Source organism: Paenibacillus sp. BK720 (assembly GCF_011761545.1).
GTDB lineage: Bacteria > Bacillota > Bacilli > Paenibacillales > Paenibacillaceae > Pristimantibacillus.
In genome coordinates this window covers 988,711-1,010,545 of record NZ_JAASRQ010000001.1, presented here as the reverse complement: position 1 = coordinate 1,010,545, position 21,835 = coordinate 988,711, and the positions used below count along the sequence as shown (strand labels likewise).

The window sequence follows — 21,835 nt, the reverse complement described above, 5'->3', positions numbered from 1 at the left end:
GCCTTCCAGCGGAATACAATCACAAGGAGGAATTAGCATGTCTGGCGTATATGGAGGCGGCGTCAATACAGTAGGTTTCATCCTTGTCCTTTTCATTCTTCTGGTAATCATCGTTAGAGGAGTTTGGCACTAAGGACTTGGCACTAGACCCAACTGAAGAAGGGGCAGCACCCGAGGTCATCTTGACCAAGGGGCTGCCCCTTCTTAACGTTCAATCTCTTCGCTTCAGCTCCAGGCAAATTCCCTTAGAGCGTACGCAACGCCATCTTCGGCGTTGGAACGTCCAACGATATCGGCTGCTTCCTTTACCCCGTCCGGAGAGTTGCCCATCGCAATGCCGCAGCCGGCAAACTCCAGCATGGAAATGTCGTTATAGTAATTGCCGATCGCGAGTATCCGGCTCCGGTCAATGCCCTGGCTGCTGGCGAATTGCCGCAGCGCTCTGCCCTTGCTTGCTTCCGGATGATGCACGTCGATAAAGAAATCGCCGCTGCGGATCGTGTGCAGGGACGTCGGCCATTTCTCCCACTCCTCCTGCACCCGGTCCATTACTTCGATGCTACCGAACACCGTAAACTTGACAAGCCCCTCCGGCAAGTTTGCTCCTTGCCCCAGAACGGAAGGCGACGCATGGAACTTGCCGTACATATCGGACACCTCCGGCGTTAACGATTCGACCATCATTTCAAAAGCCGTATTTACGTCGTAATGCACCTGATTCTTCCGGCAATAATCTACGAACGGCTCCAGCTGCCGGGGCGCGATCTCGTATTGGTGGATGATTTTTTTCGTATCCGAATCAATCGTTGCCCCGCCGTTGTGCGTAATAATCGTACCGGTTAGCCCTAGCTCCTCCAGCACCGGAAAGACGCTGAAAGGCGCCCGGCCCGTGCATAATACGATGCTCGCTCCACGATCCGCCGCTTCCCGCACGGCTTCGCGAGTATTGCTTGTCAGTTGATGATCATCCGTCAATAATGTGCCATCTACGTCAAGCGCAATCAAATCATACTGTAAGGCCATACGATTCTCCCCATCCTGTTCTCTATTTTTATTCTGAAGCCCGGTGAGCGCGCAAAAGCGCAATTTCCTCATCGGTTAATTCGCGGTAAGTTCCTTCCTCCAGATCGGCATCCAGCTTAAGCGGCCCCATCGATATTCGCTTCAGGTATACCACCTTTTTGCCTACCGCTTCGAACATCCGCTTCACCTGATGAAACTTCCCTTCCATTATCGTAAGCGATATGACCGAAGTTACGCCACCCTCGCCGCTGTCCTTTTTCAATATCTTTAGATCCGAAGGCATCGTGACGTATCCGTCATCCAGCGTAACGCCAGCCTTGAATTGCGTCTGATCCTCTTCGCCCACATCGCCCTGCACGACCGCTTCGTAGGTTTTGGGAACATGCTTGCGCGGCGACAGCAGCTCATGCGCCAGCTGTCCGTCGTTCGTGAGCAGCAGTAGTCCAACCGTATCCTTGTCCAATCTTCCCACAGGGAACGGATCCATTAATTGATCCTCCGGTTCAAGCAAATCGATAACGGTCCGTTCGCGGCGGTCTTCGGTTGCGGAGATAACGCCCGGAGGCTTGTTCATCATCAAATAGATCACCTCCCGGTACAGCACCCGTTCCCCGTCGAATGCAACCTCGTCCAGTTCCGGATCAACGAGCAGCCCGCTGTCTTTGACGACCTTTCCGGCAACCGTTACTTTACCCTGCTTTACCAGCTTCTTGATCTCGCTGCGGGTTCCGTATCCGGTATGGGACAGAAGCTTGTCTATCCGCATCTTTTTGCTCATCTTACATCCACCTCCAGCCAACCGGCAGCTCGTTCTTGAGCATGCCGTCTCCCGTATATTTTCCCCATCCGACCGGATAACCGTCCGTGCATACAAGCACGTATCCTTTCAGAGGCTGAGCAGGATTTCCTTCCATCTTTATGTTATGGGCTTCCACGAAAAGCGTCTCGCCTTTTAAATACCGGATAATGTCAGGATCATCCGACGCAAAATTGAGCGATCGTACGGCTTCCGATGGCCGGAGCCCCATAGCAAGGGCTTGCGAAGGCTCGAATCGGTTGCGGCCCGCTTCGCCGACGTACCAGCCCGCGCGCACGACATGCAAGCCGTCTAATGGAGGCATCCCTTCCGGCTGGAGATAGATACGCGAGCCAAAGCTAAGCATGGACCCCGTGCCGGCAAATCCGCCCGACAGCTCCTGCTCCGCAAAAGCATGCCATGCCGCTGCCGCATCAACAACCTCCGGCTGCCGGCCTTTGCCGGACTGCCGTGCCGGACTGCCTGTCCGTTGGAGCTTGCCGCTGTCCTTCGTTGCGCGGCCGCCCTTCTTCTCCGCTGCCCGCAAGGCGGCACCGGCATTGCCTTTTACCTTCTTCCTTTTTCCGGCATCCTTCTCCGCAAGGACCGGAGGCTCAAGATATTGACGTTCCTCCGAGGGAGTAGCGCCTTTACGGGTCAGCACCGCCGCATAATGCCCCTCGCCTTCGATATGGTGAGGCCATAACCGCACGGTTCCCGCCAGCGACGCCGATTGCTCGGCCGAAAGTACCTCTCCCGCTTCTCCCGCCCATTCCGGATGCCCGGGCTTCCAGCCGTATTGATGCCGTACCGGCCTGACCTCGAAATCCGGATATTCGGCAAGCAGCTCCGCGATTTGAGCTTCGTTCTCTTCCGGGGAGAACGTACAGGTCGAATAGACCAGAACCCCTCCCGGAGCGAGCATAGCTGCCGCATCGCGCAATATATGCCTCTGCATGACCGAGCAGCGTTCAATGGAATGCTTCTCCCATTCCGCGATCATCGACTCATCCTTGCGGAACATGCCTTCTCCCGAGCAAGGCGCGTCGACCAAAATTCGGTCGAACCATCCCAGGAACACCGGCGCAAGAGCCGACGGCTCTTCGTTTAGAACGACGGCGTTGCGGACGCCGGCAAGCTCGATGTTTTTGGCGAGCGCTTTTGTCCGTTCCCTGGCATTATCGTTGCTTACCAGTACGCCGCTGCCTTGCAGATTGGCCGCTATCTGAGTCGATTTGCCGCCCGGCGCCGCGCAAAGATCAAGCACGCGATGTCCCGGCCGGACATCGAGCAGCTCAACCGGAGCCATCGCGCTTGGCTCCTGAATATAATAAAGACCGGCATGATAATGCGGATGCTTGCCCGGTCTTGCTCCTTCTTCATAATAGAAGCCGACTGGCGCCCACGGAATCGGACGAACCGCTCCCCCCATCGGCGAGATCGATTTCCACTCTTCGGCGCCCAGCTTCAAACGGTTAATCCGGATGCCGTACACACGCGGATCCCCGTAGGAAGACATAAACCGGTCGAACTCTTCTCCAAGCAGTGATTTCATCTTTGTCGTAAAAGCAATCGGCAAATAGCCGGACATCTGGTCATCCCCTTGCATGCAGCTGAAATACGTTAGAAATATAACATCGAGTATACTCTAATGCACCTATAATGAGAAGGGCCGAGCATTTGTGATCAATATGTGAAATTAATCACAACCCCTTGTCAATTTAATGAAAGTAGCATATGATAAGAGCAACAAGAGATTGTGAATTAATTCACACAAGATGAAGCCGCTCAGCGGTCAAGCAAAACGCAAGCTCTCATCACCATCTTCACTGAGGCCGGAAGGAAGCCGGCACGCATATTATGCATGTGGATTGAGGTAACATGCTCCCGCATCGACGTCCGCTTCCTATTTTCGCACTGAAGTATGTGAATATTTTCACAGGAAAATCTAAGGAGGAATTTTATATGAAGATCGCTGTTATTGGATGCACGCATGCAGGTACCGCCGCTGTTACTCAGATGGCTAAGCTTTATCCCGAGGCGCAAATTACGGTTTACGAGCGCAATGACAACGTATCGTTCCTCTCGTGCGGCATTGCCCTTCACGTCGGCGGAGTTGTGCAGGATGTGAAGAAGCTGTTCTACGCATCGCCGCAGCAGCTTACGGACATGGGCGTTCAAATGAAGATGCGCCATGAGGTGCTCGAGGTCCACACGGAAGCCAAGACGATCCTGGCACGCAACCTCGAGACCAATGAGGAGCAGCTCGAAAGCTACGACAAGCTGGTTGTGACAACCGGATCGTGGCCGATTATTCCGAAGCTGAAAGGGATGGAGCTTGAGAATATCGTTTTGTGCAAAAACTACAATCACGCTCAAGCGATCATCGAAAAAGCGAAGCATGCCAACCGGATCACCGTTATCGGCGCGGGCTACATCGGAATCGAGCTTGTTGAAGCTTTTGAACAGCTTGGCAAGCAAGTAACGCTTATTGATAATATGGACCGGATTCTGTTCAAATATTTGGACCGCGAATTTACGGACGCTATCGAGCAGGAGCTTGGCAGCCGCGGTATCGAGCTTAAGCTGGCACAGACCGTAACCGGCTTCCGCGGCGAAGAAGGCAAGGTGAACACGGTCGTAACGACAGCCGGCGAATACGACACGGATCTCGTTGTCCTCTGTATCGGCTTCCGCCCGAATACGGATTTGCTGAGAGGCCAGATCGACATGCTGCCAAACGGCGCCATTATCGTGGATGAGTATATGCGTACCAGCAACCCGGATGTCATGGCCGCAGGCGACAGCTGCGCCGTCTTTTATAACCCGACCCACAAGCATGCGTACATCCCGCTCGCAACTAACGCCGTCCGGATGGGAACGCTCGTGGCCCGCAACCTTATCGCGCCGACCGTCCGTTATATGGGGACTCAAGGTACATCGGGCATTAAGATTTACGAGCAAAATATCGCTTCGACCGGCTTAACCGAGCTGGCTGCCCTTGATGCGGGGATGGATGTAAAAACGGTTACCTTGGAAGACAATGACCGTCCTGAATTTATGCCGACCTACGAGAAAGTACTGCTCAAGGTTGTCTATGAAGCAGATACCGGCCGGATTGTAGGGGCCCAGGTGATGTCGAAGGACGATCTGACGCAAGCGATAAATACGATGTCGGTCTGCATCCAGAACGGTATGACGATGAACGAGCTCACCTTCGTCGACTTCTTCTTCCAGCCCCATTACAACAAGCCTTGGAATCTGCTCAATCAGGCCGGTTTGCAGGCAATGTAATAATTAAAAAAAGCGGAAGCTCTCCGAACAGAGCTTCCGCTTTTCGAATTATTCCGCTGCGAACTGGATGCCGTCGGGCGACAAGACTGCCACGCGCGCCAGCGAATCTACCCGGTAGCCCGCTTCCTTCAGCTTGTCCGCTCCGCTTTGGAAAGACTTCTCGATTACAATGCCGATACCCGCTACGCTTGCGCCGGCCGCTTCCACAATTCTCGCCATCCCAAAAGCCGCTTCTCCGTAAGCCAGGAAGTCGTCAATGATAAGCACCCGCTCCCCCGGCGACAAAAACTTGCGGGAAATCGCCACCTCGCTCTTCACCTGCTTCGTGAAGGAGTATACCTCCTCGACGTAAAGATCATCGCGAAGCGTAAGCGACTTCTGCTTGCGCGCGAAAACAAGGGGGACCTTGAGTGCTAGTGCCGTCATGACCGCGGGCGCAATTCCCGAGGACTCCAGCGTCAACACCTTGGTTATTCCTTCCCCCTCATAAGCTGCGGCAAAATACTGACCGATTTCAAACATCAGTTGCGGATCAACCTGATGATTTAGGAAGGAATCCACCTTTAGTACGGTCTCGCTAAGAACAATGCCTTCGTTTCGAATCTTATCCTGCAATGCTTTCATTTTCTCTTGCAATCCTCCTGCCCGATTTTCTTCTCTTTAATATTGAGACTACCCGGAAACGGGCAAGTACGCAAGCTTTTCTAGTGTGCGGCCGCCGGCGCTGCAGCTGTTTCTTTGGCAGAACGAATCAGGTACGCTGCAAGCATAATAACCGCGAACAAGGCAAGATAGGCAAGCAGAATGCCCGTATTGCTCCAATACATATCCCAGTTGCTTGTGGAGATAACGCTTTTCATGCCGCGAAGCACATACGTCATCGGGAGGCACTGTCCGACGGATTGAATCCATTGCGGCGCAAGCTCCATCGGGAACGTACCGCCGCTGCTCGCCAGCTGGGTAACGACCAGCGCGATGCCAACCAGCTTGCCAAGCGTTCCGAAGATCGCGACAAGCATCAGAATCAGGGTCGTGAACATGCAAGCCGTAACGAGAGTAAACAGGAAGAACTTCGGCACGCTTTGCACGTCAAGCCCAATCGCATACAGCACGATGAGGTCGAGCACGATGATCTGCAGCACGGCTACCAGATAAAAGACGCCGATTCTGCCCCAGAACTTTTGCCAGACGGATCGAACTTGTCCCTCTTGAAAATGAACAATGTTAGAAGCCACTAACGAACCAACCAAGAGGCCTAACGCCAGAAAATAAGGAGCCGACCCTGTTGCGTACGTCTTGACCGTATTCAGCTCTTTTTGTTCGAGCTGTACCGGCTGGGCGTACATGTCAAGCTCCGAATCGCTCGCTTGGATGCCCGCCGTTGACTGTGCCGCATCCGACAGCTTGTCCGTCAGCTGCTGCGAGCCGTCCACGAGGCGGATAACCCCGCCAAGCAGCTCCTTCGAACCGTTGCTCAGCCGCTGTGCGCCTCCGGCAAGCCGGTTAATCCCGCTTTGCAGCTTGCCGATGCCATTGCCATAGGCATCAAGTGAGTCCTTCAGCTGGGCGCTTCCGGCTACTAGCTTGACGCTGCCCTCATAAGTCTGCGTTAGGCCTTCCGCCAATGCCGATTGTCCGGCAGCCAGCTTCGCACCGGATTGCCGAATGGCTTCCGCCGGCTGCTTCAATCCTTCAACGGATTCGCCGGCGCCGTCAGCAGCTTGAGCAAGCTTCTCGCTGCCGCTTGCAATGGCCGAGAAAGCAGCGTCATCCTTCAGTTCGGGATGCTGCTCCACATAAGCCTTGATCTGTGACTGCAGGCTTTCAGCCGATCCGATTACCCCGGAAGAGGCCTTGGCTGCGGCATCTGCCGCCTCATTCCATGCGGCCGTATTTTTCTGCAGCGCATTTGCCCCTTCTGCAAGCTGCTCACCTGAAGACTTCATCTTGGCAAGGTTATCGGTCATTGCAGCTGTCCCCGCGGACAGACCGGCAGCTCCACCTGCTAATTGCTGAATCCCTTGCTCGAGCGGCTTCGCGCCGTCGCTTAGCTTGCCCGCTCCGCTTGCCAGCGACGCTATCGCGTTATTGAGCTTGCTTACGCCATCCTGCGCGGATTCCGTTCCTTGCGTCAGCTGCTCCGCGCCGCTGCTCGCAGCCGAAAAGCCGTCAGCCATTTGCTGCATTTTCCCGTAAACGGTCTGCGTATAGCTTTTTACGATATTTTGGCTGACTTGGTTCGCCAGCTCCTTCAGCACGTTGCTTCCGATCTGACCCGATACATAATTGTTGCCCGGATTCGTCATATAGACCAAATCGGCAGGCTTCGGATGATCCTCCGTGAGCGTCGTAACGCTTTGCGAGAAGTTGTCCGGAATAACGATCGTTAAATAGTAATCGCCGTCATAAAGCCCCTTCTCCGCCTCATTCCGCTCTACAAAATGGTAATCCAGCGTATGGGCGCTTTTCATATTATCCACGATATCTTGGCCAAGATGCAGCTCTTTGCCGTCTGAGACTGCTCCTTTGTCCTCGTTGACAATCGCGACAGGCAGCTTGTCCATATGGCCGTAAGGATCCCAGTAGCCTGCCAGAAACATGCCTGTATAGAGCAGCGGAATAAACAACAATACGATCGAGCCGATCCGAAGCGTTTTGTGGTTAGCCATCAGCTTCAGATTCAGCCAGAACAAGTTCCCCTTCATTTATCATGCACTCCCATTATTTATTTGTATAATACAACTAATAACCATTGTATTATACAAGTTTATGGCCGGAATGCAAATACTTAATTCGTCGGCATACATTACTTACCATGAGGTTGCTTGCATTATGCAATCGCCAAAGGTAAGCTAACATTAAGAAACTAAGACAGGAATGGGAAATAGTGATATGGACAGGAACGAAAAGTCGCCATTCAGCATGATTGAAAGCCAAATCTCGATCTTCATCCGCCGGGCCGAGGCAGCAAGGCTCTCCAACATTATGGGCAAGGAAATGGACCGCTCCTCGTACCTGATTCTTCAGCACCTGGAAAAAGCGGGACCAACCGGAATCAAGACGCTCTCTACCACCTTTCAGCTGGATATCTCTACGGTAAGCCGGCAGATTGCGGCCTTGGAATCCAAAGGGCTGATCTCGAGGTTAACCGATCCTTTTGACGCGAGGATCAGCCTGCTGCAGCTGACGGAGGACGCACCTCCCCTGCTCGCGGAGGTTCGCGAGTCGAGAGAAGCCTTTTTCAAGGATCTTCTTACCGATTGGAGCGAGGAAGAAGTTCGCGCCTTCGGCGATCTGCTGCTCAAATTCAACGAGACCGCCGAACACCGAATCCGGGCACGATCATAATACAAGAGGAGGTTGTCCATATCGGACAACCTCCTCTTTGGTTTGACTCTATAGGCCAAGCATGAACTGAATCGTCCGGTCCGACACTTCCGGAATATGCTCGTGGCCGTAGTCGGGATAAATATCGGCCGATTTCGGCGCATGAATGTTGTTGTAAGCCGCAAACTGGGTGGAAGGCGGGCAAACCGTATCCGCAAGTCCTACGGTCATGAGCACTTCCCCTTTGATCCGGCTGGCTAAATGCTGCAGGTCGATGTAACCAAGCTTCTCGAAAATCTGCTCTTCCCGCTCATGCCGAGGGTCAAAATGCCGGAAGAAGGTTCTCAGCTCCGCATACGCGTCCTTCGCCAGATCCATCTCCCACACCCGTTTGTAATCGCACAGGAACGGATACACGGGCGCAAGCCTCGAAACACGCGGTTCCAGCGATGCGCAGGCAATCGTTAACGCGCCGCCTTGCGATCCGCCTATCGCCCCGACCCGGTCGGGGTCAACCTCCGGTCGATCCATGGCAATCCCCGCAAGCTGCGCGGTATCAAGGAAAATATGGCGCATAAGCAGATTGTCAGGGTGGTCGTTCAGGCCCCGGATTATATGTCCGTTATGGGTAGTGCCCTTCACTCCGCCCGTATCCTCCGACAGCCCGCCTTGTCCGCGGCAATCCATTGAGAAAACGGAATACCCCAGCGCGGCATAAGTTAGCTTATCGGACCAGTCCCCCGCATTCCCGGTATATCCATGAAATTGAATGATGGCGGGATGCGGCTCCGGGACATTTTTCGGACGGACGTATTTGGCATGGATTCTAGCTCCGCGCACGCCGGTGAAATAAAGGTCGAAGCAGTCCGCGAACGGTACTTGAAAGCTGCTTGGCACAAGCTCGATTTGGGGATCGACCGCGCGCATTTCTTCGAGCGCGCGCTCCCAATAAGCGTCGAAGTCTTCCGGACGAGGATTGCGTCCTTTGTAGCTGTACAGCTGTTCAAGCGGCATATCAATAAGCGGCATAGATCATTTCCCTTTCTTTTAGCCCCATGACCCGGGGCCTCATTCTTTTTTCTTGTCCTCCATCTTTTCCATTTCCATATTCGCATGCCGGGTGCGTGTTGACAACCCCATCCGCGCAGAAAAAAATCCCGCAGACTGCGTTTAGGCAGTTGCGGGATTTCTATGAATCCGATCCTCAGTTCGTATGGTTGCTCTTCTTCGCACGAAGGATCGCCGATTCGATGTCAACCGACAGCTGCTTGAGACCATACAGATCCTCCTGCTCAAACAGCTCGTTGAATTTCATTTGAAATTGTGCCGCTTCTCTCACGCGGTGGTAGAAATACAAATCCTGAATCGAGCTGAGCACGGTGGAGACAACGTTGGAGCGTTCCTCGAAGTCGCGCTGCGCATCCAGAATTTCGTGGCGGATGCTGGACATTTCCGTATCGAGCAGAAATGCCGCTTCGGCCGCTTTCTTCAGCCGCTCGCGAACGTCATCCGGCAAGCTTTCCTTATATTTATAGTTCAGCGAATGCTCAATCGTAGCCCAGAAATTCATCGCAAGCGTGCGAATCTGAATCTCGGCGAGCACGAATTTTTGGCCAAGCGCTGTTTGTACCGGATATTCCACAATCATATGGTAGCTTCGGTAGCCGCTGTCCTTGTAATTGGTAATGTAGTCCTTCTCGTAGACAAGCTTCAGATCCTTCCGGATGCGGATAAACCCGGCGACGCGGTGAATGTCGTCTACGAACTGGCACATGATCCGGATACCCGCGATATCCTCGATGCCTTTTTCCAGCTGATCGGCGGGCACGCTAAGCCGTCTTGCTTTTTCCAGTATGCTGGAGACTTTCTTGACACGACCGGTAACGAACTCGATCGGAGCATACGCCTCACGCATCTTAAGCTCGACCCGCATCGTCTTTAACTTCACTTTCAATTCTTCAACTGCTTGCTCATAAGGCTGTAAAAAAAGATTCCAATCTCTTCCATCCATCCGGCCGCCTCCTGTTCCTATCGATGATCTGCGCCCACTGCCTCCGATATGTTACGGTAGCCGTCTTTACGCAATCGTTCTTTTAAGCCGTTCGTCAGTTCGCGGAGTACTCCTGGACCTTTATAGATCAAAGCGGTATAAATTTCAACGAGCGAGGCCCCGGCGCGGATTTTATCGTATGCGTCATTCGCCGTAAAAATTCCGCCCGATCCGATAATCGGAAGCTTGCCTTCCGTCAGCCGGTATACCGCCCTAACAACCTCGGTCGAGCGCTCGCGAAGCGGCGCTCCGCTAAGTCCGCCCGTTTCCTTGGCATTAGGATGCTTAAGCCCAGCCCGTGAAATCGTCGTATTCGACGCTATAATGCCCGCTACACCGCTGTCTTTAATCGTCGAGACGGTAAGCTCAAGCTGCTCGTCCGTCATATCAGGAGCAATCTTCACCAGAACCGGCTTTGCTTTACTACCTAATTTCGACGCCTGAAGCCCGATTTCCTCCAATACTTCGCCAAGAAGCGTGCGCAGCTCGTCGCCATGCTGCAGCGCGCGCAAATCCGGCGTGTTCGGGGAACTGATGTTGACGACAAAGAAGTCGCCATACGGATATAACACTTGTATGCAGGAACGGTAATCTTCGTGAGCCCGTTCATTTGGCGTTGCTTTATTTTTACCGACGTTTACGGCAATCGGGATCCGGTTAATTTTGCGCTGCGACAGCTGGCGGGCCATCGCTTCCGCGCCTTCATTATTAAAGCCCATCCGGTTAATAAGCGCTTCGTCGGAAGGCAGACGGAAAAGCCGCGGCAGTTCGTTGCCCGGCTGTCCTTTTGGCGTTACCGTTCCTACTTCGGCGAATCCGAAGCCGATGCTGGAGAAGCCGTCCGCGGCTACGCCGTTTTTGTCCAGCCCGGCGGCAAGTCCAACCGGATGCGGGAAATGAATGCCAAACAGATCGACCGCAAGCTCCGGCGATTCGGCCACGCCGTACATGGCATGCAGCATGTTGTTCATGCCCGGAACGCGTCCGGCTGTATGCAGGCCGTCAATGACGAGGTGATGAGCCTTTTCGGGATCCATTTGGAAAAATACCGGTTTAAGAATAGAAGAATAAAGCAAGATTACACACTCCGTTTCAAGTTTCTGTCCTACCTGACAGTTTATCTTTTTTGTAAGAAAAAGAAAAGGGCGGCGCTCTCCGGCAAGTCCTTCCGGATATTGCGGCATAACAAGAAACCGTTTACAATATGGGTATATGGTTTTCATTTTTCCCAAGGAAAGGTTGATTGACGATGAGCACAGCCAAACGGAAAGCTCCCGCTATGAAACAGAAGCCGAAAGAAGAGGTAAACGTCAAGGCGCTCGCCTGGATTGGTTCGGTCGTGGTTGTCATTATCGCCGCCGTTGCCGTCCTCCTCGTCCTCAATCAATAGCGATATGCAAAATGCGCAAAAAAACTCCATGCTCTCAGCGAAGGCTGAAGTAGCATGGAGTTTTATTATGACAGCTTACATATTAAACGGTTCGTCAGCGATCTTGATCGAATCTGTAGGGCAGCCGTCGCAAGCATCTTGCAGATCGTCGTACAGATCCTCAGGAATTTCCGTATTGCCATGGTTGCCGTCGTTTCCGAAGATGACTTCGGCAATGCCCTCGTCGTCGTAATCATAAATATCTGGTGCCGTAGCGCCGCAAGCTCCACATGCGATACAGGTGTCTTTCTCTACCCATGTAAATTTAGCCATTGGTATTCCCTCCCACAAAAAAATAGACATAAAAATGCTTAAGCAAACGTCGTGATGTATCTACCGCTCGCTATAATTAGTGTGAACCTTCACTCATCAATATATAACAAACCGACCACCTTGGCAACAAGCTATGCCTAAGCAATTGTTACAATTCATCCTTTTGGAGAGAAGTGCCGCGCAATCGCTTATTGCGGATAAGCACGGACGGATCATCGCCCAGCATGCCCGCCGTCAGCACCGCGTTCTCGCCAAATTTGTCCCGCAGCACATCCATGGTTTTGGTCAAGGCCTCCTTGCGCGGCTGCTCCTTGTAATCAAACAAATCGAGCTGAACGGCAGTCTCTTCCTCCGCCGTCAAGTTTTGCAGGGTAACCCCCAAGAGTCGGGCGGGTTCATTTCCCTTCCAATGCTCATCAAACAGCCGGCAGGCTTCATGATAAATAACATCCGTCGAATGGGTCGGGGCGCGAAGCGTGCTGGAACGCGTTATGGTAGCCATATCCGGCTTGCGGATCGTAATCTGGACCGTTGATGCCATCAGCTTTTGACGACGCAGCCTGCGAGCCGTCTGGTCGGCCAAATTCAGCAGTATCCGGTGGGCATCCTCCCTGTCCGTTACATCGTAAGGCAGCGTGGTGGTGTGCCCGATCGACTTGCTCTGCTCCCGGTCCGCGCGCACCTCGGAAGGATCAATGCCGTGGGCGGCCGACTTCATCCACGAGCCGTATACGCCGAACTGGCGAATCAGCAGCTCCTCGTCCGCCGCGGCGAGCTGGCCGATCGTGCGGATACGCAGCCGCTCCAGCTTATCTGCCGTTTTCTTCCCTAGGCCATGCAGCACGTCGCAGGGTTTATCCCACAATACATTCGGGACGTCCCGCAGCCGCAATACCGTCAACCCGTTAGGCTTCTTCATGTCGGAAGCCATTTTGGCCAGCAGCTTATTAGGCGCGATGCCAATGGAACAAGGCAGCGTCCACTCTTCCGCGATCCGCTTTTGCAGCGCTTCGGCGATCTCGAGCGGGGAACCGAATATTTTCGAGCCGGTAATATCCATATAGCATTCGTCAATCGAGATCGGCTCCACAAGCGGGGTATATTCCCTGGCAATGCTCATAAACCCGCGCGAATATTTGCGGTACAGCTCAAAATCCGGCTGGATGATCATGAGATCGGGGCAAAGCCGCATCGCCTGCCTGACGGTCATGCCCGTCTTGATTCCTTTGCTTCGCGCGGCATAGGAGCAGGTGACGATAATCCCTTTGCGGAGCTCCACGCTTCCGGCAACGGCCGTCGGCTTCCCCTTATATTTCTCTGGTTCCTCCGCTTCATGCACGGAGCAATAGAATGCATTCATATCCAAATGAAGAATGACGCGCCCTTTGGCCGGATAGTCCTTGTGTGTGTCAGCCATAGCCAATAATCACCTTCCTACTCCTCCCAGAATACCGCCCTTTGGGAAGATGCGTCAAATCCAAATGGATGTGCGTAATATTTTAAAAAATTCCATGCTCCTCTCTACATTCTAATCAACAAGTGTTATAATAGTTAATTATATTTGTGTAGGCGATCAGTGAAGAAGGAGGCGTTCCCGGCTATGACAACATCGATAACAATATTTGATACTACGCTGCGCGACGGTACGCAAGGCGAAGGAATCAGCCTGTCAGCGGACGACAAGCTCAAAATTGCTCAAAAACTTGACGCTCTCGGCGTTCATTATATTGAAGGCGGGAATCCTGGAAGCAACGGCAAGGATATTGAGTTTTTCCAACGGGTTAAGAGCTTGAAGCTTCAATCGAAAATTACGGCATTCGGAAGCACTCGCCGTAAGTTCAGTCAGGCTGATCAAGATTCTTCCCTCGTGCGCATCGCGGAGTCCGGCGTACCGGCGGCTACGCTCGTAGGCAAGTCGTGGGATTTCCACGTGCATACCGCCTTGCAGACAACGCTGGAAGAGAATTTATCCATGGTTTACGATTCCATTGCTTTCTTGAAGCACAGAGGCATGGAGGCATTGTTCGATTCCGAGCATTTCTTCGACGGTTACAAAAACAATCCGGAATACGCGGTAGCGGTATTGCGCAAGGCCCAGGAAGCCGGTGCGGACTGGCTGGTGCTCTGCGATACGAACGGCGGCACCTTGCCGGGTGAAATCCACGAAATTGTTAGCCGCATCCGTCAGGAGCTGACGGCGCCTATCGGCATACATACCCACAATGACTGCGAGCTGGCCGTGGCCAATTCTCTCGCGGCCATTCAGGCCGGCGCGCGTCAGGTGCAAGGTACGATTAACGGTTACGGCGAGCGCTGCGGCAACGCGAATCTCTGCTCGATTATCCCGAATCTTCAGCTCAAGATGGGCTACGATGTTCTCCCCGAAGAGAAGCTTCGGACACTAACGGGCACCGCCCGTTACGTGAGCGAGATCGCGAACGTCAATATGCCGGTCGGACAAGCGTACGTCGGCAACGCCGCATTTGCCCACAAAGGCGGCATTCACGTATCCGCGATTATGAAAGACTCCAAAACCTACGAGCATATCCAGCCTGAGCTTGTAGGGAACAAGCAGCGCATTCTCGTATCCGAGCTTGCCGGTCAATCAAATATTATTTCGAAGGCGCAATCGCTTGGACTGGATATCAATGCCAATAACGAGCAGACCAAAGCGATTATGGATCACATCAAGGAGCTTGAACACCAAGGCTATCAATACGAGGCCGCGGACGCATCCCTGGAGCTTCTTCTCCGCCAGGCCTTTGGCGAACCGGTTGAAGTGTTCAAGGTTGAGTCGTTCAAGATTCTGGTTGAGAGCGGCGCGAAAGGCCAGATGAACTCCGAAGCGATCGTCAAGCTGAACGTAGACGGCCAGCAGGTCTACACCGCGGCAGAAGGCAACGGTCCTGTTAACGCGCTCGACAATGCCCTGCGCAAAGCGCTGGTGCAATTTTATCCGAAGATCGAAGAGATTCATCTGTCGGATTACAAGGTTCGCGTGTTTGACGAAAAGGATGCAACTGCAGCGAAGGTACGCGTTCTGATCGAATCCTCTAACGTAGACAACACGTGGAGCACGGTAGGCGTATCCAGCAACGTCATTGAAGCAAGCTGGGAAGCGCTTGTCGACAGTATCCGTTATGCTTTGCTTAACATGGAGAAATCAACAACGGCAAGCTTTGACAATATCGAACGTATCGGTGTCATAAACCACTAACAAAGAAAGAAACGCCCGGCAGCTGGTCTGCCGGGCGTTTTTATTTTAGCTGTATTGCTCGATTAGCCGTTCCCATTCGTCAATCGTGATAACGCCGTTGATTCTCTCGCGTATGACTCCCGAGGAATCGATCAGGAAGGTTGTCGGGAATGTATCCACCTTATACGTATTGGTAACGTCCCCTTTTCGGTCCATTAGAATCGGGAACGTAAATTCGTGATCGTCCACAAACTGCCTCGCTGCTCTTTCCTTGTCGAACTTTGTGGCATTTACGCCGTAAAAAGCGATTTTATCCCCGTATTTCTCATACAGCTTCTGTAAATCCGGCGCTTCCAGCTCGCATGGTCCGCACCACGAGGCCCAAAAATTCACGAAGGTCAGCTTGTCCTGCTTGCCGCCGACCGCATAGTTCTTCTCGTCAAGCCCAGGCAGCTGGAAGGTTAACGCTTCGGAACCGGCCTTTGGTTTAAAGTCGGATGCCGCTGCCGTAACGCTTGATTCATCCTTGGATACGTATTGATACACCGCTAAACCTGCCAATACAAATGCGGCGATAAACAGCATCGTAGCGCGCTTCATGGTGTCCCTTCTTTCTTGTTCATTTCTATATTATACCTATCGTAACACGGCGAGGAATGGAAGCTCAAGCCGGGGGGCACATTAGCCATGAAAAAGACAATGTCACCTAGATCGGAGGACTCTTCTTTTATGGCCGAAAACAAATGGCTGCAGTATATCGCTTTTGCTTCCGTTCCGCTCGTTCTGGTGCTCGGCAATTCCATGCTTGTCCCGATTTTGCCTGACCTTGCCAAACAAATGAAGCTGTCCGAGCTTCAATCCAGCCTTGTTATCACTTTATTCTCGGTTAGCGCCGCGGTTTTCATACCAGCGATTGGCTATTTGTCGGACCGTTTCCGCCGTAAAGCAATCATCATTCCGGCATTAGCGGTATATGGGGCTGCTGGAATCGTTGCGGGCTTTGCGGCGATTTGGGGCTCTTATTGGCTCTTGATCAGCTCGCGGGCCTTGCAAGGCCTTGCTGCGGCAGGTACCGCTCCCATTGCAATGGCATTGGTTGGCGATATGTATAAGGATGGCCAGGAGAGCGAGGCGCTGGGCATCGTTGAAGCCTCCAACGGCGCAGGCAAAGTCGTAAGTCCCATTCTTGGCTCTCTGCTCGCGCTAATTGTCTGGTATGCGCCGTTTTTTGCTTTTCCCGTATTTTGCGCGGCGTCGCTGCTCGCCGTATGGTTTTTTATCAAAGAGCCCGAATCCAAGTCCGAGCCCTTGAAGCTCAAGCCCTATTTGGCCGACATGAAAAAAATATTCCGCGAAAAAGGCCGCTGGCTAATTACCGCTTACTGCACGGGAGCATTAGGTCTATTCCTGCTATTCGGCGTCTTGTTTTATTTGTCGGATCTGCTGGAGAAGCCCCCCTACTCCATAGACGGAGTTCTGAAAGGCTGTATTTTAGCGATTCCGCTGCTTGGTCTTGTCATTACGGCATATTTGACCGGACATTCCATCAAGAAGGACGGAAAAAAAATGCGCCGATGCATTCTGATCGGACTCTCGCTTATGAGTGCCGCCTTGATCGGCTGTTTGTTCAGTTACTGGCTCATTTACGTATTTATTGGATTTATCACGATAAGCAGCGTTGGCACCGGATTGCTTCTTCCTTGTCTAAACACTTGGATTACCGGCTCCGTGGATACCACCCACCGCGGAATCGTAACTTCATTCTATAATAGCTTAAGGTTTTTGGGCGTTGCCGCGGGTCCTCCGCTGTTCAGTTGGCTTGCCGACCGGTCGGTTACCGCTCTCTTTATCCTTTTGGCCGTTTTGGCCATTGTCGCCTTGCTCTTCGCAATCCGTCTCCTGCATCCGGAAAAGACGGCAAACCCGGCTAGCTAAATCCTTCCTGAGCCTTGTATAATGAGCTGTATCGTTCAGGAAAGGAAGATTGCCTCGCATGTTATCCATCTCGACCATTTCGATTACTCATCAGGCATACGGACAGCTGCTCGGCATCTGCCGGGAAGCGATGCCCCAAGAGGCTTGCGGAATCCTTGCGGGAACGCCGGCTGCGCCGGAAATTCCCGCTATAGTTACGCAAGCTTATGTCATCACGAACGTACACGAGGATCCTGTTCGCTCATTCCGTTTTGACCCGGCCGAATGGGTATCCGCGTATTTCGACATACAAAAAAACCGACAGTCGCTCGTCGGTTTTTTCCACTCCCATCCGAATTCATCGGCCATACCTTCGAAACGCGATTGGCTTGGCTTGCCGGTCTCCGATGATGGGATCTCTTATTGGATTGTCTCCATGCCGGGCAGTTCCGCCGCAGATGTCCGGCCTTACCGTTTGTATAAACAAACCTTCCGCCCGCTTGCTCTAATGCTTACTTAAATAAGCGTATAAATCTCCTAATGTCATAATGTTCCGGTCCAAAATCCGGACAAGAAACTTCTGCCATAGCTTCGCCGTCATCATGGAGTCCTGCAGAGCATGGTGACGCTCGGTAATCGGAATCCCAAAGTCCTCCAGGAGATCGTCGAGCGCATAGGAGGCCCGCTTCGGCTCCAGCCACTTGGCAACCAGCATCGTGTCCAATACCCGGTGATTCAAGCTGACCTTGGAGGTCCGCCATAACGCTGCGTTCAAAAATTGCTTATCATGCCCGGCTGCATGCGCAATGAGCAGCCTTCTTCCGATAAACTCCATGAAATCATGGAGAACCTGCATCAGATCTGGCGCGTCCTGCACCATCTCGTTTGTTATTCCCGTCAGCTCGGTAATTTGCCTTGGAATACGGCGCTTCGGATTAACTAGACTATGGAACTGCCTGGATTCGTCAAGCTCAAGCCCCTTCATATGGACCGCCCCAAATGATAGGATCTCGTCGCCGTTAGAAGGATAGAACCCGGTCGTTTCCAAATCGAAAACTACGATGTCGAGCTCCTTCAACGGCGTATCCAGCATGGACTGTTTGCGCTGCTCCTTGTTGATGGAACGGATAAACGCCATCTGCTGCGCGTTTTGCGAGCCCAGCATGGAGGCAAGGGCAGGCGTAAAGCCCCCCATTTTGTACAGGTTCCACATCCGCCCGACGCCTTTTGGTTCCTTCATTTCCTTTCATCACCGCCTTACATGAGCCTTCCCGTTGTCCGTTTAAACACCTTTCGCTGGAGCTTCTTGCTGGTTTTCAGCGCGCTCTTCAGCTCCTCGGTCATCTCTCTCGACAAGCTCCGGCTGGAGAGCTTTCCGTTGTTGGCGTATAGTCCGTCCTCATTCTGCTCCGTCGTCATTAACCGTAGCCGGAGAAAGAGCAGGAAAGCCTGTTCATAAGCCGCAGCCTCCTCCGATGGCAATTGTTCGTGAAGGGCAAGCGTGCGGATTCGCGACAACGTTGACGTATCGCGGATACCCGCTTGAATGGCCAATAACCGAATCGCATTCACAAGCGGTATATAAGCCCCGTATTTGATGTCCAGACTTCCCGCATCCGAGCCGTATTGTTCCTTCAATAAATGGCCAAATAATCCGAGCAGCACCTTATGGCGCATCGTATTGTCAAGCATTCGCCTCGTGATATTCGGATACTCTACGACATTATTGAAATAATGATCTCTCAGTTCAAAAGCAAGACGATGGTCGCCGTAGACCGGCCTTCCGTCCGCCATGATCAACAAGTACCGAACGGCTTCCCAGGCAGGCTCTCCAAACCAGCCATTCAGCTTGACCTTCCATTCGGTTAACGACATGCACCATTCCGGGTTGTTGCTCAGCACATTGCCTTCGCATAACGGATAACCGGACTGATGCAGCATCGAGACGATGATTGAGGTTAATTGCTGAAAATAAGCCCTGGTTTCCTCCAAATCGCTTGCGGGGTCCTCAAACACAATACCGCTGTCCTGATCACTCGACAGCGTCTGCTCCTGACGTCCTCCGCTGCCGAACAATAGATACGCGTATGGCACGGGGGGAGAACCAATCCCGAGCCGTGCCATTTCCGCTTCCGCAAGTATGATTGAGCGGCAGATTAGTGTATCATGCAGCTCATTTAATTGTTCGTTGAATTGTTCGACCGGACTCATCTGGAGGATACCTTTCATATGCTCGTGTACTTGATCCCGCAAACTGCGCAGTACATTCACGTTATCGGCCTTGCCGATTTGCTTCAGAAGCTGCACACGTACCGGATCGCCCATCCGCCGCCTCTCCCCTCAGGTCAGTCCAACAAAACTTGTTTTAGCCTTGGATGCCTTGACCTTTTTTAAGTTGCTCAGGATAACCATAAGCGCCGTGCTCACTCAGGTCAAGACCGATAATTTCTTGCTCTTCCGTTACGCGGAAGCCGATTGTTACTTTAATGAGGAAAAGAACCAGGAACGATGCGGCAAGGACAAACGCGCCGCATACCAGAACCGACAGCGCTTGAACGCCCAATTGGTGCCAGCTGCCTGTGTCGATCAGACCGCCTTGGCCGACGCCAACTTTTGCCGCCAATTCGTCAGTCGCGAAAATACCGTTAGCCAGCGTACCCCAGATACCCGCAGCGCCGTGCACCGACATGGCATAGATCGGATCGTCCACTTTGATTTTCTCGAAGAATTTCGCGCTGTAGAATACAAGCACGCCTGCTACCAGACCGATAACGACAGCAGCCCAAGGCTCTACGAATGCGCAAGAAGCCGTAATAGCAACGAGACCGGCAAGAGTACCGTTCAGCATAGTCGTAATGTCGGCTTTCCCGTTAACCGCCCACGAGATCAGCAGAGCCGCAACTGCGCCGGCGCCTGCACCCAGCATGGTAGTAAAGCCTACATAACCAAAGAAGCCATCGCCGATTGCGAGAGTAGAACCGGCGTTAAAGCCGAACCAGCCAACCCACAGAAGCAATACGGAAAGTGCGGTAAATACTTGGTTATGCCCGGAAATTTCGTTAGCGGAGCCGTCTTTGTTGTATTTGCCGATACGCGGTTTGAGCAGCACGGTTGCCGCGAATGCCGCAATAGCGCCGGACAAGTGAACAACGGTCGAACCCGCGAAGTCTTGCGCGCCGTCTTTAGCGAGCCAGCCGCCGCCCCAGATCCAGTGAGCCACGATAGGATAAATAATACCGATAAAGATAATGGTAAAGATAAAGTAGGAGGACAATTTAGCGCGTTCCGCGAAGCCGCCCCAAGCGATGGACAGCGATACAATGGCGAAAGCCAATTGGAACAGGAAGAACAATGTAGTAGGAAGTCCGTCGTCTACGCTAATAATAGAAGGATCAAACAGGAAATCGCCAAATCCGATAAATCCGTTAAGCGAGCTGTCGGCGCCGAATGCGAAGCCGTAACCAACCGCCCAATAAATCAATGCCGCTAGACCTGCTGTGAAAATCGTTTTGCCGGCAACGTGGCCTGCGTTTTTCATTCGGGTGGAGCCTGTTTCTAAAAGGATAAAACCGCCTTGCATGAGCAATACGAGCACGAAGGCTACCATTACCCACAGCGAGTTAATTCCCATGTTAAGTGTTCCTGCCGTTGGGTCATCGGCAAACGCCATTGCCGGGAACACCAAGCATAATGCAGCTAAAGTTAACACCATTTTCTTAATCAATACGACCACTCCCTTAATGTAATGTTTACTAACATGTTAGGAAAGACTTAATGTCATTATAGTCAGGAACACCTAATTTGACAATATATATTCTTCTAAAATAGAAAAAAATCTAACGTTCGTGTCTAAAAACGAACGGAATGTTAAGTTTTTTCACAAATCCTTTAGTGAATTGGTTCTAGAGTCTATACATTCTTCGCATTTTGAATCTACGACTTTGGAATCAGAATCTATGAGCCTTCATTAAAGAGGCGAAATTTGTACATTCATGTAACACGTTTGACTGTACGGTTAGTTTCCGATTATGATTAAAGGACAGTATTATAGAAAGAAGGTGGAGAGATTGGGGATACGAAGCTTTATCGTATAGGCGAACTCGCGAAGTTAGCGGGTGTCAGCCCTCGGACTATTGATTATTACACCTCAATGGGCCTATTAGAACCGTCGGAACGTTCCGCCAAAAATTATCGCTTGTACCATGATGAAACTTTAGTCCGTCTCAAACGTATCGAACAAATGAAGAACGAAAAATATACGCTAGACGAAATCAAGGAAGCTTTGGAAGGCTGGAGCAAGGTTACGCCCGAGGAGCAAGTATCTCAGAAGCTGACGGATCTTCAGCATCACCTATCCCAGCTGGAACGCGAAGTAAAAGAGCTGGAGCCGGTGATCAAGCAGCTTAAGCCGAGACAAGCAAACCGGCTGTATACCCGCCTGATGCCTCAAACCGCGGCTTGCATCGAGGCGTTAATGCTCCTTATTAACAAAGGGCCATTTATGTAAGAATATGTCCCATCGATGTATTCCTT

The 21,835-nt window shown here is 52.3% G+C and carries 21 protein-coding genes; 7 read left to right on the top strand and 14 right to left on the bottom strand.

Annotated features, from left to right (window positions below; translation table 11 throughout):
* Positions 1 to 37: 37 nt before the first annotated feature.
* On the top strand, positions 38 to 133 hold the full coding sequence (locus tag FHT67_RS29885; RefSeq protein WP_132304268.1) for a dihydroorotate dehydrogenase: 96 nt from the start codon (positions 38 to 40) through the stop codon (positions 131 to 133).
* Between the two features lie 92 nt (positions 134 to 225).
* Here the strand turns inward: FHT67_RS29885 and FHT67_RS04340 are convergent, their stop codons facing one another.
* Genes FHT67_RS04340 through FHT67_RS04330 form a run of 3 tightly spaced genes read right to left on the bottom strand, consistent with a single transcriptional unit; the run spans position 226 to position 3,410 of the window.
* Positions 226 to 1,023 carry a Cof-type HAD-IIB family hydrolase gene (locus FHT67_RS04340; RefSeq protein ID WP_167196010.1) on the bottom strand — a complete coding sequence of 266 codons (798 nt, stop codon included), beginning with the start codon at positions 1,021 to 1,023 and terminating at the stop codon, positions 226 to 228.
* A 28-nt stretch (positions 1,024 to 1,051) separates the two neighbouring features.
* The gene (locus FHT67_RS04335) at positions 1,052 to 1,801 is read right to left on the bottom strand and encodes a pseudouridine synthase (protein WP_167196007.1); all 750 of its coding nucleotides are present in this window, start codon (positions 1,799 to 1,801) and stop codon (positions 1,052 to 1,054) included.
* Position 1,802: 1 nt separating this feature from the next.
* A complete protein-coding gene (locus FHT67_RS04330; RefSeq protein WP_167196005.1) occupies positions 1,803 to 3,410 on the bottom strand; it encodes an RsmB/NOP family class I SAM-dependent RNA methyltransferase in 1,608 nt (535 codons plus the stop codon).
* A gap of 374 nt (positions 3,411 to 3,784) precedes the next feature.
* Between FHT67_RS04330 and FHT67_RS04325 the strand changes: the two genes are divergently transcribed.
* Entirely contained in the window at positions 3,785 to 5,113 is a 1,329-nt protein-coding gene (locus FHT67_RS04325) for an FAD-dependent oxidoreductase (RefSeq protein ID WP_132304260.1), read from the top strand.
* 48 nt (positions 5,114 to 5,161) lie between these two features.
* Here the strand turns inward: FHT67_RS04325 and FHT67_RS04320 are convergent, their stop codons facing one another.
* Positions 5,162 to 5,737 (bottom strand): xanthine phosphoribosyltransferase, encoded by a 576-nt coding sequence (locus tag FHT67_RS04320; RefSeq protein WP_167196002.1) that lies wholly within the window; start codon positions 5,735 to 5,737, stop codon positions 5,162 to 5,164.
* 80 nt (positions 5,738 to 5,817) lie between these two features.
* On the bottom strand, positions 5,818 to 7,818 hold the full coding sequence (locus tag FHT67_RS04315) for a YhgE/Pip family protein (RefSeq protein ID WP_167195998.1): 2,001 nt from the start codon (positions 7,816 to 7,818) through the stop codon (positions 5,818 to 5,820).
* Between the two features lie 187 nt (positions 7,819 to 8,005).
* On the opposite strand from FHT67_RS04315, the gene FHT67_RS04310 reads away from it, so the two are divergent.
* Complete coding sequence (locus tag FHT67_RS04310) at positions 8,006 to 8,461, top strand: MarR family winged helix-turn-helix transcriptional regulator (RefSeq protein ID WP_167195994.1); 456 nt, start codon at positions 8,006 to 8,008, stop codon at positions 8,459 to 8,461.
* Between the two features lie 48 nt (positions 8,462 to 8,509).
* On the opposite strand, the gene FHT67_RS04305 is transcribed toward FHT67_RS04310, so the two are convergent.
* From FHT67_RS04305 to FHT67_RS04280, 5 genes are all read right to left on the bottom strand, one after another.
* A complete protein-coding gene (locus tag FHT67_RS04305) occupies positions 8,510 to 9,469 on the bottom strand; it encodes an acetylxylan esterase (protein WP_132304252.1) in 960 nt (319 codons plus the stop codon).
* 175 nt (positions 9,470 to 9,644) lie between these two features.
* Positions 9,645 to 10,451 (bottom strand): GTP diphosphokinase, encoded by an 807-nt coding sequence (gene yjbM / locus FHT67_RS04300; protein WP_132304250.1) that lies wholly within the window; start codon positions 10,449 to 10,451, stop codon positions 9,645 to 9,647.
* A gap of 17 nt (positions 10,452 to 10,468) precedes the next feature.
* Positions 10,469 to 11,566, bottom strand: coding sequence for a quinone-dependent dihydroorotate dehydrogenase (locus tag FHT67_RS04295; protein WP_167195991.1), 1,098 nt, complete (start codon positions 11,564 to 11,566; stop codon positions 10,469 to 10,471).
* 389 nt (positions 11,567 to 11,955) lie between these two features.
* Positions 11,956 to 12,192, bottom strand: coding sequence for a ferredoxin (locus tag FHT67_RS04285; protein WP_132304246.1), 237 nt, complete (start codon positions 12,190 to 12,192; stop codon positions 11,956 to 11,958).
* Positions 12,193 to 12,340: 148 nt separating this feature from the next.
* A complete protein-coding gene (locus FHT67_RS04280; RefSeq protein WP_167195988.1) occupies positions 12,341 to 13,609 on the bottom strand; it encodes a DNA polymerase IV in 1,269 nt (422 codons plus the stop codon).
* 183 nt (positions 13,610 to 13,792) lie between these two features.
* Here FHT67_RS04280 and cimA point away from each other — a divergent pair, with 183 nt between their 5' ends.
* Positions 13,793 to 15,409, top strand: a complete 1,617-nt coding sequence (gene cimA, locus FHT67_RS04275; RefSeq protein WP_132304242.1) for a citramalate synthase — start codon at positions 13,793 to 13,795, stop codon at positions 15,407 to 15,409.
* Between the two features lie 45 nt (positions 15,410 to 15,454).
* Here cimA and FHT67_RS04270 read toward each other — a convergent pair whose 3' ends face one another.
* The gene (locus tag FHT67_RS04270; protein WP_132304240.1) at positions 15,455 to 15,988 is read right to left on the bottom strand and encodes a TlpA family protein disulfide reductase; all 534 of its coding nucleotides are present in this window, start codon (positions 15,986 to 15,988) and stop codon (positions 15,455 to 15,457) included.
* Between the two features lie 99 nt (positions 15,989 to 16,087).
* Here FHT67_RS04270 and FHT67_RS04265 point away from each other — a divergent pair, with 99 nt between their 5' ends.
* Together FHT67_RS04265 and FHT67_RS04260 are read left to right on the top strand one after the other, a co-directional pair.
* A complete protein-coding gene (locus tag FHT67_RS04265; RefSeq protein ID WP_481856048.1) occupies positions 16,088 to 17,323 on the top strand; it encodes an MFS transporter in 1,236 nt (411 codons plus the stop codon).
* A gap of 58 nt (positions 17,324 to 17,381) precedes the next feature.
* Positions 17,382 to 17,822: a M67 family metallopeptidase gene (locus FHT67_RS04260; RefSeq protein WP_167195985.1), complete on the top strand. Its 441-nt coding sequence runs from the start codon at positions 17,382 to 17,384 to the stop codon at positions 17,820 to 17,822.
* Here FHT67_RS04260 and FHT67_RS04255 read toward each other — a convergent pair.
* From FHT67_RS04255 to FHT67_RS04245, 3 genes are read right to left on the bottom strand one after another with little or no spacing between them, the layout of a single operon-like run.
* A complete protein-coding gene (locus FHT67_RS04255) occupies positions 17,808 to 18,542 on the bottom strand; it encodes a 3'-5' exonuclease (protein WP_132304236.1) in 735 nt (244 codons plus the stop codon). The two genes, FHT67_RS04260 and FHT67_RS04255, sit on opposite strands and share 15 nt — an antisense overlap.
* A gap of 17 nt (positions 18,543 to 18,559) precedes the next feature.
* The gene (locus tag FHT67_RS04250; RefSeq protein ID WP_167195982.1) at positions 18,560 to 19,627 is read right to left on the bottom strand and encodes a DUF294 nucleotidyltransferase-like domain-containing protein; all 1,068 of its coding nucleotides are present in this window, start codon (positions 19,625 to 19,627) and stop codon (positions 18,560 to 18,562) included.
* Between the two features lie 40 nt (positions 19,628 to 19,667).
* Positions 19,668 to 21,026, bottom strand: a complete 1,359-nt coding sequence (locus tag FHT67_RS04245; RefSeq protein ID WP_132304232.1) for an ammonium transporter — start codon at positions 21,024 to 21,026, stop codon at positions 19,668 to 19,670.
* Between the two features lie 342 nt (positions 21,027 to 21,368).
* Here FHT67_RS04245 and FHT67_RS04240 point away from each other — a divergent pair, with 342 nt between their 5' ends.
* A complete protein-coding gene (locus FHT67_RS04240) occupies positions 21,369 to 21,809 on the top strand; it encodes a MerR family transcriptional regulator (protein WP_132304230.1) in 441 nt (146 codons plus the stop codon).
* Positions 21,810 to 21,835: the final 26 nt, after the last annotated feature.

Bases quoted from the DNA above. Each gene is read 5' to 3' on its own strand.
- FHT67_RS29885 (WP_132304268.1), top strand. From the start codon at position 38: ATGTCTGGCGTATATGGAGGCGGCGTCAATACAGTAGGTTTCATCCTT.
- FHT67_RS04340 (WP_167196010.1), bottom strand. From the start codon at position 1,023: ATGGCCTTACAGTATGATTTGATTGCGCTTGACGTAGATGGCACATTA.
- FHT67_RS04335 (WP_167196007.1), bottom strand. From the start codon at position 1,801: ATGAGCAAAAAGATGCGGATAGACAAGCTTCTGTCCCATACCGGATAC.
- FHT67_RS04330 (WP_167196005.1), bottom strand. From the start codon at position 3,410: ATGTCCGGCTATTTGCCGATTGCTTTTACGACAAAGATGAAATCACTG.
- FHT67_RS04325 (WP_132304260.1), top strand. From the start codon at position 3,785: ATGAAGATCGCTGTTATTGGATGCACGCATGCAGGTACCGCCGCTGTT.
- FHT67_RS04320 (WP_167196002.1), bottom strand. From the start codon at position 5,737: ATGAAAGCATTGCAGGATAAGATTCGAAACGAAGGCATTGTTCTTAGC.
- FHT67_RS04315 (WP_167195998.1), bottom strand. From the start codon at position 7,818: ATGAAGGGGAACTTGTTCTGGCTGAATCTGAAGCTGATGGCTAACCAC.
- FHT67_RS04310 (WP_167195994.1), top strand. From the start codon at position 8,006: ATGGACAGGAACGAAAAGTCGCCATTCAGCATGATTGAAAGCCAAATC.
- FHT67_RS04305 (WP_132304252.1), bottom strand. From the start codon at position 9,469: ATGCCGCTTATTGATATGCCGCTTGAACAGCTGTACAGCTACAAAGGA.
- yjbM (WP_132304250.1), bottom strand. From the start codon at position 10,451: ATGGATGGAAGAGATTGGAATCTTTTTTTACAGCCTTATGAGCAAGCA.
- FHT67_RS04285 (WP_132304246.1), bottom strand. From the start codon at position 12,192: ATGGCTAAATTTACATGGGTAGAGAAAGACACCTGTATCGCATGTGGA.
- FHT67_RS04280 (WP_167195988.1), bottom strand. From the start codon at position 13,609: ATGGCTGACACACACAAGGACTATCCGGCCAAAGGGCGCGTCATTCTT.
- cimA (WP_132304242.1), top strand. From the start codon at position 13,793: ATGACAACATCGATAACAATATTTGATACTACGCTGCGCGACGGTACG.
- FHT67_RS04270 (WP_132304240.1), bottom strand. From the start codon at position 15,988: ATGAAGCGCGCTACGATGCTGTTTATCGCCGCATTTGTATTGGCAGGT.
- FHT67_RS04265 (WP_481856048.1), top strand. From the start codon at position 16,088: ATGTCACCTAGATCGGAGGACTCTTCTTTTATGGCCGAAAACAAATGG.
- FHT67_RS04260 (WP_167195985.1), top strand. From the start codon at position 17,382: ATGTTATCCATCTCGACCATTTCGATTACTCATCAGGCATACGGACAG.
- FHT67_RS04255 (WP_132304236.1), bottom strand. From the start codon at position 18,542: ATGAAGGAACCAAAAGGCGTCGGGCGGATGTGGAACCTGTACAAAATG.
- FHT67_RS04250 (WP_167195982.1), bottom strand. From the start codon at position 19,627: ATGGGCGATCCGGTACGTGTGCAGCTTCTGAAGCAAATCGGCAAGGCC.